The organism is Sphingomonas sp., assembly GCF_048595155.1.
GTDB lineage: Bacteria > Pseudomonadota > Alphaproteobacteria > Sphingomonadales > Sphingomonadaceae > Sphingomonas_I.
On the sequence record NZ_JBMDXN010000008.1, the window covers coordinates 77,970 to 91,074 of the forward strand.

At 63.0% G+C, this 13,105-nt stretch carries 11 protein-coding genes; 3 read left to right on the top strand and 8 right to left on the bottom strand.

What is annotated here, in order from left to right:
* Nucleotides 1-43: 43 nt before the first annotated feature.
* The 3 genes from trpS to ACOJSI_RS01775 all read left to right on the top strand — a co-directional run bounded on the left by trpS (nucleotide 44) and on the right by ACOJSI_RS01775 (nucleotide 2,709).
* Nucleotides 44-1,045 carry a tryptophan--tRNA ligase gene (trpS, locus tag ACOJSI_RS01765; RefSeq protein WP_420136531.1) on the top strand — a complete coding sequence of 334 codons (1,002 nt, stop codon included), beginning with the start codon at nucleotides 44-46 and terminating at the stop codon, nucleotides 1,043-1,045.
* A 191-nt stretch (nucleotides 1,046-1,236) separates the two neighbouring features.
* Nucleotides 1,237-1,869, top strand: a complete 633-nt coding sequence (locus ACOJSI_RS01770) for a DUF4136 domain-containing protein (protein WP_420136532.1) — start codon at nucleotides 1,237-1,239, stop codon at nucleotides 1,867-1,869.
* 39 nt (nucleotides 1,870-1,908) lie between these two features.
* Nucleotides 1,909-2,709 (top strand): TrmH family RNA methyltransferase, encoded by an 801-nt coding sequence (locus tag ACOJSI_RS01775; protein ID WP_420136533.1) that lies wholly within the window; start codon nucleotides 1,909-1,911, stop codon nucleotides 2,707-2,709.
* Between the two features lie 5 nt (nucleotides 2,710-2,714).
* Here ACOJSI_RS01775 and ACOJSI_RS01780 read toward each other — a convergent pair whose 3' ends face one another.
* The 8 genes from ACOJSI_RS01780 to ACOJSI_RS01815 all read right to left on the bottom strand — a co-directional run.
* Nucleotides 2,715-3,335: a hypothetical protein gene (locus tag ACOJSI_RS01780; RefSeq protein ID WP_420136534.1), complete on the bottom strand. Its 621-nt coding sequence runs from the start codon at nucleotides 3,333-3,335 to the stop codon at nucleotides 2,715-2,717.
* Between the two features lie 123 nt (nucleotides 3,336-3,458).
* On the bottom strand, nucleotides 3,459-4,853 hold the full coding sequence (gene lpdA, locus ACOJSI_RS01785; RefSeq protein ID WP_420136535.1) for a dihydrolipoyl dehydrogenase: 1,395 nt from the start codon (nucleotides 4,851-4,853) through the stop codon (nucleotides 3,459-3,461).
* 120 nt (nucleotides 4,854-4,973) lie between these two features.
* On the bottom strand, nucleotides 4,974-6,278 hold the full coding sequence (gene odhB, locus ACOJSI_RS01790) for a 2-oxoglutarate dehydrogenase complex dihydrolipoyllysine-residue succinyltransferase (protein ID WP_420136536.1): 1,305 nt from the start codon (nucleotides 6,276-6,278) through the stop codon (nucleotides 4,974-4,976).
* Nucleotides 6,279-6,287: 9 nt separating this feature from the next.
* Nucleotides 6,288-9,191 carry a 2-oxoglutarate dehydrogenase E1 component gene (locus ACOJSI_RS01795; RefSeq protein WP_420136537.1) on the bottom strand — a complete coding sequence of 968 codons (2,904 nt, stop codon included), beginning with the start codon at nucleotides 9,189-9,191 and terminating at the stop codon, nucleotides 6,288-6,290.
* Between the two features lie 85 nt (nucleotides 9,192-9,276).
* The gene (sucD, locus tag ACOJSI_RS01800; protein WP_420136538.1) at nucleotides 9,277-10,167 is read right to left on the bottom strand and encodes a succinate--CoA ligase subunit alpha; all 891 of its coding nucleotides are present in this window, start codon (nucleotides 10,165-10,167) and stop codon (nucleotides 9,277-9,279) included.
* A gap of 108 nt (nucleotides 10,168-10,275) precedes the next feature.
* Entirely contained in the window at nucleotides 10,276-11,238 is a 963-nt protein-coding gene (gene mdh, locus ACOJSI_RS01805) for a malate dehydrogenase (RefSeq protein ID WP_420136539.1), read from the bottom strand.
* 161 nt (nucleotides 11,239-11,399) lie between these two features.
* Nucleotides 11,400-12,518: a cell division protein ZapE gene (gene zapE / locus ACOJSI_RS01810; RefSeq protein ID WP_420136540.1), complete on the bottom strand. Its 1,119-nt coding sequence runs from the start codon at nucleotides 12,516-12,518 to the stop codon at nucleotides 11,400-11,402.
* Between the two features lie 14 nt (nucleotides 12,519-12,532).
* Nucleotides 12,533-13,105, bottom strand: a 573-nt coding sequence (locus ACOJSI_RS01815; RefSeq protein WP_420136541.1) for a succinate dehydrogenase iron-sulfur subunit, incomplete at its 5' end; no start/stop codon positions are given.

The following is a 13,105-nucleotide window of genomic DNA, read 5'->3' on the forward strand; positions in this document are numbered from 1 at the left end:
GGCGCTTGACGGGCCGCATCGCGTGCACGAGAGCGTCGGGATCATGCGCACCGTCTCAGGTATCCAGCCCACCGGCAATCTCCACCTCGGCAATTATCTGGGTGCGATCCGAAATTGGGTGCGCATGCAGGATGCGATGGAGGAGAGTGGAGGCGAGTGCTTCTTCTTTCTCGCCGACCTTCATGCGATCAGCCAATATCAGGATCCAGCGGAGCTACGCCGTGGCATCCGCGAAATGGCGGCGGCGCTTATCGCCTGCGGTGTCGATCCAGCCCGATCGACGCTGTTTCGCCAGCGCGATGTGCCGGCGCATAGCGAGCTTGCCTGGTTGCTGAACGGTACGGCCCGGGTGGGCTGGCTCAATCGTATGACCCAGTTCAAGGACAAATCGGGCAAGAATCGGGAGGGCGCCTCGGTCGCGCTCTATACCTATCCCGTTTTGCAGGCGGCTGACGTGCTGCTTTACCAGGCGACCCACGTGCCGGTCGGCGACGATCAGAAGCAGCATCTGGAACTGGCGCGCGACATCGCTATCAAGTTCAACACCGATTATGCGGTTGAGCTCTTCACCTTGCCGGAACCGATCATTCCGCCCGCAGCGGCACGGATCATGTCGCTGCGCGATGGGGCCGCCAAGATGTCCAAGTCCGACGCGTCGGACATGAGCCGCATCAACCTGGCCGACGACCCGGATTTGATTACCCAGAAGATCCGCAAGGCGAAGACGGACCCCGAACCGCTCCCGGACGATCCAGGCTTATTGGATGGCCGGCCCGAAGCCAGAAATCTGGTGACGATCTATTCCGCGCTGGCCGACGAGCCGGTGAAGGACGTGCTGGCGCGATTTGCTGGCCAGGGGTTCGGAGCGTTCAAGCCCGCACTGGCGGAGCTTACAGTAGAAAAGCTCCGCCCGATCGGGGCTCGGTTCGCAGAGCTCCAGCAAGATCCGGCGGAACTGGACCGCCTGCTGAAGCTCGGCGCCGAGAAGGCCAACCGCGTTGCAGCACCTACACTTGGCGGCGCCTACGCCGCATTGGGCCTGTGAGTCGCACGACGAATCGAGCAACTGACCGCAGGTTCGGAACGTTCAATCGTGGTTAAGTAATTTCGCTTTAGCTTCGACTTCCAAGCCTTTCGGGACACAAGACTATGTCTTTTCGCCGCTCGCTTCTTACCATCGCTGCCCCCGCCGCACTGCTCCTTCTCAGCGCGTGCGCTACGCCCTTCAAAGCCGATGTGTCCCGCTTCCAGATGATGCCGCCTCCGCAAGGGCAGACCTTTGTCGTCCAGGCAGCCGATCCTCGCAAGCAAGGCGGGATCGAATTTCAGAATTATGCGCAGCTGGTCAGTTCGCGCCTGACCGCGCTGGGCTATCGCGAGGCATCGGGTGACGCCAAGCCGACCTTTGTCGTGTCGATGGATTATGGCGTCGACAATGGCCACGAAAAAGTAGTCACCACCCCCGGCATCGGCCCATCCTGGGGCTGGGGCCCGTACGGCAACTGGGGCGTCGGATACCGGCGCGGTTTCCGCGGCGGTCTGTACGGTCGGGGCTTCTATTACGGCTGGGCAGATCCCTTCTGGTATGATCCGTTCGGCTATCCGCAGGTCAACAGCTACACCTATTATGTCAGCCAGCTGGAGATGAAGATCCGTCGCACCTCCGACGGGCAAGCCTTGTTCGAAGGCCGTGCGCGGGCGCGTTCTACCGATCAGGCATTGCCGCGGCTCGTGCCAAACCTGGTTGAAGCCATGTTCGCCGGCTTCCCCGGCCGTTCCGGTGAAGATGTGATGATCACCATTCCGCCCCCACCGAAAGGTGGCGAGGCACCGCAGCCGGCAACGATCCGGCCGACACGCGGCAGCTGACCCTTCTCTCCGGCATCGGGTGCGGCTAGACCCCGCCCGATGCCGCGCCAGATTACCGCCTTTTCCAATCCCCTCATCAAGCGCGTCCGCGGATTGCGCGACAAGCGTCACCGCCGCGAGGAGCGCCTGTTCCTTGCAGAGGGGTTGCGTATCCTTGCCGAAGCGGAAGAGGCCGGCACACTGCCGCAAATGCTCTTCTTCGCGCGGGAAAGCGGCGATCATCCGATCGTCCGACGCTTGTCCGCGAAGGTCGAAGGGCAAGGCGGGGACGTTATCGAGACGAGCCGCGACATTCTGCACAAGCTCTCCGGCAAGGATAATCCGCAGGCCGTCTTGGGCGTATATCGCCAGTTCGATACAGCCTTATCACGTGTCGATCGCGCCGCATCGGGCATCTGGCTCGTTGCCCAGGCCATGCGGGATCCCGGCAACCTCGGTACGATGCTGCGCACCGGCGACGCGGTCGGCGCCGGCGGGTTGATCCTGATCGACGATACAGTCGACCCTTTTTCGGTGGAGGCCGTGCGCGCCAGTATGGGCGCGATGTTCACGCAGCGCATCGCCCAGGCGCGATGGCCCGACTTTATCGATTGGCTACGCAGCGGCGACGGGCAATTGGTCGGCCTGAGCCTGGACAGCAGCGTGGATTATCGCCTTCCGAACTATGTCGCCCCCACCTTTCTGTTGGTCGGCAACGAAGCCCAGGGCCTTCCCTCCGATTATGCAGCGGCGTGCGACCTGCGCGTCAAGATACCGATGCTCGGCAAGGCGGATAGTCTGAATGCCGCCATATCCTGCGCCGTGATGGCGTATCAGGTTCTGGGGCAGCGGCTGCCCTAAGCTTGCTAGCCGCCGAATTTCGCCTCGCACGCCTTGATCACCGCGACAGGCTGGCCGAGCTGGGCTGCGGCCGCCAACGCGCTATTCTTTCTTGCGGTCAGGGCATCGCCATTCGCGATGCCCGCGGCGCGCAAAGCCGGCGTCATCTTGCTGTCGAGCTTGCTCGTGAGCAACCCATAACGGTCTTCCGTCCCGGTTGACGCGGTGCGCAGGAAATCGGCCATCGTATAACATTGCAGCATCGCATCGAGCGGCTTGGGCGGCAGGGTTGGCGTGGCAATCTGAGCCGGCGGGTACGCGCTGGCGCACGCCGGACGCAGCGTCTGCCACTTCCCTTTAAGGAGCGAATCGGACAAGGTCGGCATGCGCTTCGATACCGCGTTGAACTTGGTCCTGTCGAAGGAACCGCCTTCCGACGCATAAAGCATGGCATAATGAAGGACGCGGGCTTGCGCCTCGGCCGGCAGTTCGCCTTTCATGCCGAGAGCTTCACGCGCACTGCCGGCCTCAAGCACGCCGCAGGCGGCGGCACGGTCGAGCGGCTCCGTCGGCAACACGGGCGTCTTCTCCCCGCATCCGGCGAGCAGCAGGGCCATCGTCGTCATTGTCGCCGCTACCACGCGCATGGTTCAATCCCGGTATCGTTACGGACACGCAAGATACGCGTCAGATCGGCATCGGTTGCCCCGCAACGAACGCTGCGCGGCGTCGGGCGGAGAAAGCAAGGCGGGCGCGAACCCGCCCACAGCTCAGATGTGGATCGGCTTTCCCGTTACCGCCATCGCCGCTTCCTTGATCGCTTCCGAATGGGTCGGATGGGCGTGGCAGGTATAAGCGATATCCTCGCTCGTTGCCCCGAATTCCATCGCCTGGGCAGCCTGTGCGATCATCGTGCCGGCGAGCGTCGCGATGATCCAGACGCCCAGCACGCGATCGCTATCCGCATCGGCGACGATCTTCACGAAGCCGTCCGGTTCGTGATTGGTCTTGGCGCGGCTGTTGGCGAGCATGGGGAACTTGCCAACCTTGATCGGGCCCCGTTCCTTGGCCTGCTCTTCGGTCAAGCCGACGCCGGCAATCTCCGGCGTGGTGTAGACGACGCTCGGGATGACGTCGTGATTCACGATGCCCGTGAGCCCGGCAATGTTTTCGGCCACCGCGATGCCTTCATCCTCGGCCTTGTGCGCCAACATCGGGCCGGGAACGACGTCTCCAATCGCCCAGATGCCGGGGACGGAGGTACCGAAATCATGATCGATCTCGATCTGGCCACGCTTGTTGACGGTCAGGCCGGCCTTGTCGAGGGCCAGCCCGTCCGTATTCGCGCGGCGGCCAATCGCCACCAGCACCACGTCGGCTTCGATCGTCTCGGCGGCCCCGCCTGCAGACGGTTCGACCGTGAGGACCGCGCCCTCGCCCGAACGTTCGACCTTGGTGACCTTGGTCGACAGGCGCAGCTCCATGCCCTGCTTCTTGAAGATCTTGTTCGATTCCTTGCGGACCTCGGCATCCATGCCCGGCAGGATCTGATCGAGGAACTCGACCACGGTGACCTTAGCGCCGACCCGGCGCCAGACTGAACCCAGCTCAAGGCCGATCACGCCGCCGCCGATCACGACGAGATGCCCCGGCACCTTCGGCAGTTCGAGCGCACCGGTCGAATCGACCACGACCTGCTGGTAGATCTCCACACCCGGCAACGGGGTGACGGAAGAGCCGGTCGCGATCACGATGTGCTTGGCGCGCACCGTACGATCGCCGATCTTCACCGTATCGGCGCTTTCGAAGGCAGCATGACCCTTCAGCCATTCGACCTTGTTCTTCTTGAACAGATATTCGATGCCGCCGGTGAGTTGCTTGACGGCATCGATCCGCTGCGCGTGCATGGCATCGAGATCGAGGCTCATTCCGTCGATCTTAACGCCAAGCTTCGCGAGCTTGCCGGATGCGGCTTCGTCGAACAGCTCGGACGCATGCAGCAAAGCCTTGGACGGGATGCAACCGACATTGAGGCAGGTCCCCCCCAGGGTCGCGCGGCTCTCGGCGCAGGCCGTCTTGAGCCCAAGCTGCGCTGCACGGATCGCCGCCACATAGCCGCCCGGACCGGAACCGATCACAAGGACGTCGAAATCATAGTCAGCCATTCGCCACTCCGTTCGCCCTGAGCTTGTCGAAGGGCAGTATCGTCTCGGTTCCGTTCCGCAGATAGGTACGGGGCTTCGACAAGCTCAGCCCGAACGGAATATGGGGATTACGCCCTGATCTTACAGATCGATCAGGAGCCGCGTCGGATCCTCGATCGCGTTCTTGAGGGCGACCAGGAAGGTCACCGCTTCGCGACCATCGATCAGGCGGTGATCGTAGCTCAGCGCCAGATACATCATCGGACGGACAACAACCTGGCCGTCGCGGACGACCGGGCGCTCCTCGATCCGGTGCAGGCCGAGCACGGCCGACTGTGGCGGGTTGATGATCGGGGTCGACATCAGCGACCCGAACACGCCGCCGTTGGAGATGGTGAAGGTACCGCCCTTCATCTCGTCCATCTTGAGCGTACCGTCCTTGGCGCGCTTGCCGAAATCGCCAATCGTCTTCTCGATCGTCGCAACCGACAGGTCCTGCGCGTCGCGGATCACCGGGACAACCAGGCCGTTCGGCGCGGAGACCGCGACCGAGATGTCGGCATAGTCATGATAGACGATCTCATCGCCTTCGATAGAGCCGTTCACCGCCGGAATATCGCGCAATGCCTGACAGGCCGCCTTCACGAAGAAACCCATGAAGCCAAGGCGCACGCCATGCTTCTTTTCGAATAGATCCTTATATTTCGCGCGCGCGGCGATCACTTCGCTCATGTCGACGTCGTTGAACGTCGTGAGCATCGCCGCCGTGTTTTGCGCTTCCTTCAGCCGCTTGGCGACCGTCTGACGCAGGCGCGACATGCGAACGCGTTCTTCCTTGCGGCCGCCTGACGCGGCCGGAGCAGAGACGCTTGCTGCGGGAGAAGTCGACGCGGCCGCCGCCGGGGCGCGCCCCTGCGCCGGCGCCGATTGCGCGGCCAGAAGGACATCTTCCTTGGTCAGCCGGCCATCCTTGCCCGTACCCTTGATCTTCGATGCCTCAAGCCCGTGCTCCAGTACGGCCCGGCGGACCGACGGGGACAGAGCCTGGCTGCCGCTGCCGCCTTCTTCCGCCTCGCCATGGTTGCCGTAGCCCGCCGGTGTCGCTTCGACTGCGGGGGCGGCTGCCGGCTCGGGCGGCTGCGCCGCTTCGGCCTGGCCAACGGCCGTGCGATTTTCCACCGCAGGCGTAGCACTGGTCTGCGCCGCGGCACCTTCCTGGATCCGCGCGATCACCGCGCCAACCGCAACCGTATCGCCTTCGCTCGCAACCAGCTCGGCAAGCACACCCGCCGTGGGCGCATTGACCTCGACTGCGACCTTGTCGGTCTCCAGACTGGCGATCGGCTCATCAGCCTTTACCGCTTCTCCGGGCTGCTTGAGCCACTGGCCCAAGGTCGCTTCGGTGATCGATTCGCCCAGCGTGGGGACGATTACGTCGGTCGCCATCGTTTTTCCTTATTGCTTCGGTTCGTGGCCAAGAGCTTCGGCGACGAGCGCCGCCTGCTGCTTGGCATGATTCTTCATGAGGCCGGTGGCGGTGGATGCAGAGGCCTTGCGACCTGCATAGACCGGACGCATGCCGGGCTTGCCCGCCTGCTTGAGCACCTCTTCGATCTGGCATTCGACGAAGCCCCAGGCGCCGTTGTTGCGCGGCTCCTCCTGAGCCCAGACCACGGTCTCGACATTCTTCATCGACGCGATCCGCGCCGTCAGCGCGTCCGACGGGAAGGGGTAAAGCTGCTCCACCCGCAAGATTGCGGTGTTCGTATCCCCGGCGGCATCACGTGCTTCCGCAAGGTCATAGAATACCTTGCCCGAGCACAAGACCAACCGCGTCACATCCGCGTCCGCCGGTGCGCTGGGATCGCCGAGCACGCGATGGAAGTGGCTGTCGCCCAGGAATTCATCGATGTTCGAAACCGCCGCCTTGTGACGCAACAGCGACTTGGGCGTCATGATCACCAGCGGCTTGCGGAACTTGCGCAGCATCTGCCGGCGCAGGATGTGGAAATAATTGGCCGGCGTCGTGCAGTTCGCGACCTGGATATTATCCTCGGCGCACAACTGCAGATAACGCTCAAGACGCGCCGAACTATGCTCCGGCCCTTGCCCTTCGTAGCCGTGCGGCAGCAGCATCACGAGGCCGTTGGCCCGCAGCCACTTGGATTCGCCCGCGGCGATGAATTGATCGATCATCACCTGCGCGCCGTTGGCGAAATCGCCGAACTGGGCTTCCCACAACACCAGCGTGTTGGGCGATTGGCCAGCATAACCATATTCGAACCCGAGCACGCCAAACTCGCTGAGCGGACTGTCGAGGACCTGGAACCGGCGGTCGAGATCCGACAGCGGGATATATTTATGGCCGTCCGTCTGATCGACCCACACCGCGTGGCGCTGACTGAAGGTACCGCGGCCGACATCCTGGCCGGACAGGCGCACCGGGAAATCGTCCAGCAACAAGGTGCCGAAGGCGAGCGCTTCCGCCGTTGCCCAATCGAAGCCCTCGCCGCTGTCGAACATGCTGCGCTTGGCATCCAGAATGCGTGCCAGCGTCTTGTGGATGACGATATCACCCGGGACGGTCGTCAGCTTGGTTGCGACCTTATCGAGCGCCTCCCGCGTCACGCCGCTCGCAGCGGCGCGGCGCTCTGTAATCGGCTCGCGCGGCGCCGCAAGACCGGCCCACTCGCCTTCGAACCAATCCGCCTTGTTGGCCTTGTAGCTCTTACCGGCTTCGAATTCGTCTTCCAGGCGGGCGACAAATTCGCCTTCCGTCTGATCAACCCAGGCCTGATCCACCTGCCCCTGCGCGATCAGCCGCTCGGCATACAGCTTGGATACCGGCGGATGCTTGCGGATCGCCTCATACATTTGCGGCTGGGTGAAGCCGGGCTCGTCGCCTTCATTGTGGCCGAACCGGCGATAGCACCACATGTCGATCACGACGTCGCGCTTGAACTGTGCCCTGAATTCGGTGGCGACCTTGCAGGCGAAGGTCACCGCTTCAGGATCATCGCCATTCACGTGCAGGATCGGCGCCTGTACCATCTTGGCGATATCGCTGGGATAAGGCGACGAGCGTGCGAATTGCGGGCTGGTAGTGAAGCCCACCTGATTGTTGATCACGAAATGGATCGTGCCGCCCGTATTGTAGCCGCGCAGGCCGGAGAAGCCGAAGCATTCCATAACGATGCCCTGGCCGGCAAAGGCCGCATCGCCGTGGATCAGGATCGGCATGACCTTCGCACGCTCATTGTCCTTGAGCTGCGTCTGCTTGGCGCGCGCCTTGCCGAGGACGACCGGATCCGCGGCTTCAAGATGCGAAGGATTGGGGGCGAGGCTGAGATGGATACGATGCCCGTCGAAATCGCGATCGGTCGACGTGCCCAGGTGATATTTGACGTCGCCGGAACCGCCCACGTCTTCAGGATTCGCCGATCCGCCGCCAAATTCGTGGAAGAGTACCCGATACGGCTTCTTCATCACGTTGGTCAGCACGTTCAGGCGGCCGCGGTGGGCCATGCCGATCACGACTTCCTCGACACCAGCCTGACCGCCATATTTCAGAACGGCTTCCAGCGCCGGTATCATGCTTTCGCCACCGTCGAGACCGAAGCGCTTCGTGCCGACATACTTGCGCGCCAGGAATTTCTCCCACTGCTCGCCCTCGATCACCTTGGCCAGGATCGCCTTCTTGCCTTCCGGCGTGAAGCTGATCTCCTTGTCCTTGCCTTCCATCCGCTCCTGCAGGAACTTGCGCTCCTCCACGTCCTGGATGTGCATATATTCGAGCCCGACCTTGCCGCAGTAATTGCGGCTCAGGACGTCGATGATTTCCCGCACGGTTGCGCGCTCGAAGCCGAGCGTGCCGCCAAGGTAGATAGGGCGATCCATGTCGGCGGCCGTGAAGCCGTGATATTCGGGCTTCAGATCCTCAGGGGATTCCTGATGGGCTAGGCCCAGCGGATCGAGCTCCGCCAGCAAGTGGCCACGCACCCGGTAGGTGCGGATCAGGATGGTCGCACGGATCGAATCGAGCGCCGCAGCGGTGATGTCGGCTGCGGATGTCGCTGGAGCGGCTGCCGGCGCCGGTGCAGGCTTGCCGCCCTTGGCGGGCTTCGGCGCAGGCTCCATCTGGGTCGGGTCGAGCCCCGCCGTCAGAGCGTCCGTATCGCTCAGCGGCCAGTTGGCGCGCGCCCAGCTGGGGCCCGACACGGTCGATTCGAGCGCCGCGAAATAGTCGCGCCAATCCTGCTCGACCGACTGCGGATCTGCGCGGTATCGGCGGTACAGCGCCTCCGCGAAGGAGGGGCTTACGCCCTCCAGCTCGTCAAAGCCGATACCTTCGATACCCATCGCACGTCCTTGTTTCGCTTCGCCGCCGGATTGAACCGCTCCGTCGCGGCGGGCCTTATTCAGGTGAGCGTTACCAGCAGCTTAATCAACCCTTGAGCAGCGCGGAAAGCGTCGTGCCCAGCTCGGATGGCGAGGCTGCGACACGAATGCCTGCCTCTTCCATTGCCGCAATCTTGTCTTCGGCGCCGCCCTGACCACCCGAGACGATCGCGCCGGCATGGCCCATGCGACGGCCCGGAGGCGCCGTACGGCCGGCGATGAAGCCCACCATCGGCTTCTTACGACCGCGCTTCGCTTCGTCCTTCAGGAACTGCGCCGCTTCTTCTTCCGCAGATCCGCCAATCTCTCCGATCATGATGATCGATTCGGTGGCATCGTCGGCGAGGAAAAGCTCCAGCACGTCGATGAAGTTGGTCCCATTGACCGGATCGCCGCCGATGCCAACCGCCGTTGTTTGGCCGAGGCCCGCATTAGTCGTCTGGAACACGGCCTCATAGGTCAGCGTGCCCGAACGCGACACGACACCGACCGAGCCCTTCGAAAAGATGCTGCCGGGCATGATGCCGATCTTGCACTCGTTCGGCGTAAGCACGCCCGGGCAATTAGGGCCAATCAGGCGCGACTTGGAGCCGGTCAGCGCGCGCTTGACCCGCACCATGTCCAGCACCGGGATGCCCTCGGTGATGCAGACGATCAGCGGCACTTCGGCGTCGATCGCCTCTAGAATCGAATCGGCGGCGAATGGCGGCGGCACGTACACCACCGAAGCATCGGCGCCAGTCGTCTGAACCGCCTCAAGAACGGTATCGAAGATAGGCAAACCCAGCTCCTCGTGGGTCGTTCCACCCTTACCGGGCGTAACGCCGCCTACCATCTGGGAGCCATAGTCCAGCGCCGCCTTCGTGTGGAAGGTGCCGGTCTTGCCGGTCATCCCTTGCGTGATGACCTTGGTGTTGGCGTTGACGAGAATGCTCATGCGAAATTTCGATCCTTTGGTTCCCCGGCCATGCCGCGGTCCAGACTTTGTCAGCGTCGGCGCTGGTCAGTACCAAGCGACCCCGGCAGCGCCGGGGTCACGACTGCCTTATTTCAGGCTTTCGTCGATGCCCTGGCAGGCAACCAGCAATTCCTTAACCGCATCGACCGAGACTTGAAGGTTGTTCTTGGCCTCGTCATTCAATGCGATCTCGACAATCTCTTCCACGCCGCCGGCGCCGATCATGACCGGAACACCGACATAGAGGCCGTCCACGCCATATTGGCCGTCGACATAAGCCGCACAGGGAAGGATGCGCTTCTGATCGTTAAGATAGGCTTCGGCCATGGCAATGCCGCTGGTCGCAGGCGCGTAGAAGGCCGAGCCGGTCTTGAGCAGTGCGACGATCTCACCGCCGCCGCCGCGCGTACGCTTGACGATCGCGTCGATCCGCTCCTGCGTCGACTTGCCCATCTTGATCAGGTCGGGAACGGGGATGCCGTTGACCGTGGAATATTCGACCACCGGAACCATCGTGTCGCCATGGCCACCCAGGACGAACGTGTTCACGTCCTTGACCGACACGCCGAATTCCTCGGCCAGGAAATGGCTGAAGCGGGCCGAGTCGAGGACGCCTGCCATGCCGACCACCATGTGATGCGGCAGACCGGAAAATTCACGCAGCGCCCACACCATCGCATCCAGCGGGTTGGTGATGCAGATCACGAACGCGTCAGGGGCGTTGGCCTTGATGCCCTCGCCCACCGCCTTCATCACCTTCAGGTTGATGCCGAGGAGGTCGTCGCGGCTCATGCCGGGCTTACGCGCCACGCCGGCCGTGACGATAATCACGTCAGCGCCGGCAATGTCGGCATAATCGTTGGAGCCGGTGATCTTGGCGTCGAAACCCTCAACCGGGCCGCACTGCGACAGATCGAGTGCTTTACCCTGTGGCACCCCTTCGACCACGTCGAACAGAACGATGTCGCCGAGTTCCTTCTTGGCGGCCAGATGGGCCAAGGTTCCGCCAATATTGCCCGCGCCAATAAGCGCGATCTTCTTCCGAGCCATGCGACCCCTTCCAGGCTGATCCAGTGCGCGTGAGAGCGGTCGCAGGAGGCAACCGCGGAGCTGCCGGGGCCGCTTAGACCCATAGCCGGAGGGGTTCAACCTTCGAAAGGCGTATTGGGCCGACTCATTCCGGGATAGGCGGATATTTTCCGCCAACGGCCTCAGTTGGGGGCGATGCCATGGCCTTCTGCGAGATAATCGGCCGACTGCATCTCCATCAGGCGCGAGACGGTCCGCTCGAATTCGAACAGTCCATCGCCGGCTGGATAAAGATCCTTAGGCTCGGCCGCCGCGGCCGCGAGCAGCTTCACCTTATGCTCGTACAGGGCATCGATCAGCACTTTAAACCGCGCTGCCTGGTCGCGCAGATTCGGGCCCATGATCGGGATACCGACGATGATCACGGTGTGGAAGGCGCGAGCGATCGCGAGATAGTCAGGCGCGCCACGCGGCTCGCCGCACAAACGCTTGAAGGAGAACACGCCCACCCCCTTCAGCGACTTCGGTACGTGAAGCGTGCGCCCGCCGGGCACCTTCAGCTCGCACGACGGAACATGGACGCGGTCGCTCGGCGGATAATCGGTCAGGCGGAAGAAGGCGGCTGAAACGGCTTGAGTGGCGGCGTCGCCCAGCGGCGTGTACCAGGTTGGAAAGCCCGCCAGCCGATCGAGGCGATAGTCGCTCGGCCCGTTCAAAGGCATTACGTCCAGTTTCTGCTCGATCAACGTGATGAACGGCAGGAAGAGATCGCGGTTGAGGCCGTCCTTATAAAGATCGCGCGGCGGCCGATTGGAGGTAGCCACCACCGTGGTGCCGGCATCGATGATCGCGGTAAAGAGACGACTCATGATCGCCGCGTCGGCCGTGTTATTGATCACCATCTCATCGAAGGCGAGCAACTTGGCCTCGCCAGCGATGGCCACGGCAACCGGCGGGATCGGGTCGCCAACTTCCTTGGCGCGCTCGAATCGCAATCGATCATGCACGTCGATCATGAATTCGTGAAAGTGCACACGTCGCTTCAAGCGGACATGCGCGCAGTCGTACAGAAGGTCCATGAGCATGGACTTGCCGCGCCCCACGCCGCCCCAAAGATAAACACCTCGAACCGGATCGGGTCTTCGGCCGAGCATGCGCCACAGCACGCTGCCCCTGGTGGGCTGATCTTCCAGCGCGCGCGCCAGCACGTCCAGCCGCTCGGCAACCCGGCGCTGGTCAGCGTCGGGCTTCAGCTCGCCCGCTGCGATAAGCCGCTCGTAGCGGGCGAGTACCGTCGTCATTTACGCGCGCAGGATCAGAGCTGGCGCTCCATTTCCATCTTCTTGATCTCGGCGATCGCGCGCGCCGGGCTCAAGCCTTTGGGGCAAACATTGGCGCAATTCATGATCGTATGGCAGCGATAGAGGCGGAAGGGGTCTTCCAGCTCGTCGAGTCGCTCGCCGGTCATCTCGTCACGGCTGTCGGCCAGCCAGCGATAGGCCTGGAGCAGGATTGCGGGGCCGAGGAACTTGTCGCTGTTCCACCAATAGCTGGGGCAGGAGGTCGAGCAGCAGGCGCACAGGATGCACTCGTACAGGCCGTCCAGCTTGGCGCGATCCTCGGGCGACTGCAGGCGCTCCTTGTTCGACGGTTCGGGCGTCACCGTCTGGAGCCACGGCTTGATCGACGCATATTGCGCGTAGAAGTGCGTGAAATCAGGCACGAGATCCTTGATCACGTCCATGTGCGGGAGCGGCGTGATGCGCACCTCGCCCTTCACATCCTCGATCGCAGTGGTGCAGGCCAGACCGTTGCGGCCGTCGATGTTCATCGAACAAGAGCCGCAAATGCCCTCGCGGCAGGACCGGCGGAAGGTCAGCGTCGGATC